This is a genomic window from Clostridium sp. (assembly GCF_021443865.1).
GTDB lineage: Bacteria > Bacillota > Clostridia > Clostridiales > Clostridiaceae > Clostridium.
In genome coordinates, this window is record NZ_JABUTB010000160.1 from 1 (window position 1) to 2,576 (window position 2,576).

3 protein-coding genes are annotated in these 2,576 nt (G+C 31.9%); all 3 read right to left on the reverse strand.

Features of this window, described 5'->3' with window-relative positions:
* The coding region (locus tag HUJ77_RS15330) for an iron ABC transporter permease (protein WP_291710130.1) at positions 1-1,004 on the reverse strand (1,004 nt) is incomplete at its 3' end.
* Complete coding sequence (locus tag HUJ77_RS15335) at positions 1,004-1,996, reverse strand: iron ABC transporter permease (RefSeq protein ID WP_291710132.1); 993 nt, start codon at positions 1,994-1,996, stop codon at positions 1,004-1,006. The genes HUJ77_RS15335 and HUJ77_RS15330, both read right to left, overlap by 1 nt.
* On the reverse strand, positions 1,983-2,576 hold a 594-nt coding region (locus tag HUJ77_RS15340), incomplete at its 5' end, for an ABC transporter substrate-binding protein (RefSeq protein ID WP_291710134.1). The genes HUJ77_RS15335 and HUJ77_RS15340, both read right to left, overlap by 14 nt.

Here is a 2,576-nt window from a genome sequence, read left to right on the forward strand (position 1 = left end):
TTCTCCTTCATCATTAAATAAATAAAATATGGTACTCCAAATATTGATACTGTTATTCCCACAGGAATTTCAATTGGTGAAAATAAATTTCTTGAAACTGCATCTGCAAGAAGTACTATAATAACACTTATAATTGCTGAAATCACAATAAAATTCTTATGGTATGGACCTACTAACTTCCTTGCTATATGAGGAGAAATAAGTCCTAGGAATCCTATATTTCCTGCAAAAGCTGTAGCTGTTCCTGCTAAAATAACTGCAAGGCCTAAAAACTTTTGTCTTTCTCTTTCTATATTTAAACCTAGTGAAATAGCTAGCTCATCTGATAGGTTTAATACATCTAATTTTTTGTGATTTAATAAAACTAATATAAACATCAAAGTTACTATTGGAATTATTACCTTTGCATAGCTCCATCCTGATCCCCAAAGGCTTCCTGATGTCCAAACTAAAACTCTATTGTAATCTCCAACTCCGCCTCTAAAAGTCATAAAGGTAATAAAAGCATTTAGTCCAGCATTTAATCCTATACCTATTAGTAATAGCCTTTTTAGCTTTATTCCATTTCTGCTTGATAGAATATATATTATAAATGAAGAAACTGCTGCACCTATAATTGCCATTAAAGGTAGTACAAATATAGAAAACTGTCCAAGTTCTGAATAATAATTTCCTGTTTGATAGGTTATAAATATTACTGCTGCCACTGCTGCTCCTGCATTTATACCTATTATTCCTGTATCTGCTAAATCATTTTTAGTTATTGTTTGAAGTATTGCTCCTGCAGTTGATAATGCAATTGCCACAAAGGTACCAACTAATAATCTTGGAAGTCTAATACTTAATATTGCTGTATTTTGAAGTCTACTTCCATTTCCAAGAAGAGTTTTTATAACATCTGCCACTGATACCTTATATGTTCCCCAGCATAATGTAACTGCAAAAGAGATAACTAATAAAACTAATAAAATTATTAATGCTACTTTGAATTTCTTTTTTTTCATTATCCCCTCTCCCTTCTTGCAACTGCTATGAAAAATGGAATTCCAATTAGGGCTGTAAATACTCCAATTGGTGTTTCATATGGATTAAATAGCATTCTTGCTGCAATATCTGCATAAGTTAATAAAACTGCACCAAGTAAAAAGGAACAAGGAATATTTCTTCTATAATCTTCTCCTAGGATTTTTCTAACTATTTGTGGCACAATAAGTCCAACAAAGGCTATATTTTTACCAACTGCAACTGCTGCTGCAACCATAGGTATCATAACCATAAGAGTTGTAAATCTTATTTTTTCTGGATTTTCACCAAGTCCAATGGCTACATCATCTCCAAGATTTAAAATGTTTATTTTAGGTGATAATAAAATTGCTATAATAAGTCCTATAATTCCTACAATAAATACTAAATTAAAATCTGCCCAAGTAGCATTTCTAAATCCACCTGATACCCAAAATCCTATCATTTGTGCTTGGTTTGATAAAAGTCCAATAATTGTTGTTAATGAAATAAAAAATGTACTCATTGCTGTTCCTGCTAAAAGTATCTTAGCAATTGAGTTGTTATTTGCTTTTTTAGAAATAAATCCTAAAACTATAATTCCTGTTATAAATGCTCCTATAAAAGCAGCTATCATTACATTTCTTGTATTAATTGCTATTCCTGCTGCATAAAAAATTGCTATTACTAGTGTTGCTCCTTGGCTTACTCCTAAAATAGAAGGCTCTGCTATTGGGTTTCTAGTAACTCCCTGAATCATTGCACCTGTTACTCCTAAAATACCTCCTGTTAATAATACAGAAAGGGCTCTTGGAATTCTTACATCTCTAACTAACATAAGTTCTAAGGTTTCACTGTAATTAAAGATGCTATTAAAAATATCTGAAAAACCAATATGAACTGATCCCAGCCTTACAGCTAGAACCAGTCCTCCTAATAAAAGTAACAAACTACAAATTACAAATATTGCTGTATGTTTCTTACTTTGTTTCATTTAACATTTCACCTATTTCATCTACTAATAATTCTCTTCCTATTGAGCTATATCCTTGGTTAAAGTATGGTGATGCTTCTAATATCACAACTTTTCCATTCTTAACTGCAGGTAGGTTATTCCATATTGCATTGCTTTGTAATTGTGCTAAATCTTCTGCTGTTGCTATTGCAAATATATAATCTGCTTTAATTGCTGCTAATCCTTCATAAGTTACAACTGGAAGGCTAATATCACTTTGTTCTGGCATACCTTCTGGTTTTGCAAGTCCCATATCATCATATAAAACGCTACCAAATCCAGCTCCATCAAATACGAAGAATTGACCACCACTTGCTAAGAATGAAAGGTATGTAGTATCTTCACCGTATTCTGCTTTAATCTTATCTCCAGCGTCCTTTGCCTTAGCTTCGTAAGCTTGTAACCAATTGTTTGCTGCATCTTCTTTATTAAATACTTTTGCAAATGCCTTTACATCATCTTTCCAATTTAATGCTTCTAATTGAATCATAACTGTTGGAGCAATTTCACTTAATTGATCATACATTTTTTCTTGAACTGTTGATATAACTATTAAGTC

Coding starts and splice junctions, on each gene's coding strand:
- HUJ77_RS15335 (WP_291710132.1), bottom strand. CDS start 1,996: ATGAAACAAAGTAAGAAACATACAGCAATATTTGTAATTTGTAGTTTG.